Origin of the sequence: Roseomonas elaeocarpi (assembly GCF_042433915.1) — a bacterium.
Classification (GTDB): domain Bacteria; phylum Pseudomonadota; class Alphaproteobacteria; order Acetobacterales; family Acetobacteraceae; genus Roseomonas; species Roseomonas elaeocarpi.
The window spans coordinates 1-759 of record NZ_JBHLUN010000035.1 but is presented as its reverse complement, the minus strand read 5'-3'; the positions used below and the strand labels follow the sequence as shown (position 1 = coordinate 759).

Annotated in this window: 1 protein-coding gene; it reads right to left on the bottom strand. The window is 76.8% G+C overall.

Annotated elements, in window-relative coordinates:
* Positions 1-759, bottom strand: a 759-nt coding sequence (locus ACFFGY_RS22400; RefSeq protein WP_377046762.1) for a Hint domain-containing protein, incomplete at both ends; no start/stop codon positions are given.

The following is a 759-nucleotide window of genomic DNA, read 5'->3' as shown; positions in this document are numbered from 1 at the left end:
CCGGCGCGATCCAGCGCGGCATCCGCTGAGCCACGGTGACCTCGAGCGCCACCGCATCGCGCAGCATCGAGGGCGGGATCAGCGCCGCGCCGTCGGTCCAGCGCCAGGGCGTGCCGTCCGCGTCCTCCACCCCGTGCCAGCCCAGCCGCAGGTCGACGTGGTCCAGCGGCACGGCGCGCCGCTGCCCGCGCGCGTCCACGGCCGACAGCGCCGACACGGCCAGGCCCAGGCTGCGCCGGTCTTCCTCGCCCGGGCGCAGGGCGGCGGGGCGCAGCGCGCCCGAGCACAGCCGCAGCGCCACCGCGTCGCGCGGCAGCGCGAAGCGGTAGGTCACCGCCCCCGCACCCGCCACGTCGTCCGACGCGTCCGCCCGCAGCACGCGCCCGCGCTCGTCGGTGAGCCACGGCGCAGTTCCGTCCACCTCGCGCCGCCAGCCCAGCGCCTCGGCCCGCGCGAGGACATCGGCCGCCACCGCCTGCCACACCGCGCCCTCGCGGTGATGCGGCGCGCAGGCACCCGCCAGCAGCGCCGGGTCCGGCCGGGCAGAGGCCAGCGGCACACCGCCGAAGTCCGGATGCAGCTGCACCACGGCCGCGTTGTCGAAGCGCGCGCGGTTGCCGGTGTCGAGGAAGCTTTCCGCCGCGGCGCCTTCCGCCACCATCACGTCGTGCGCGTCGAGCTCGACGTGGAAGTACTCGACCTCGGCCACCTCCTCCTGCACCACGGTGGCGCCGTTGATCAGCGTTTCCGCGTGCACCA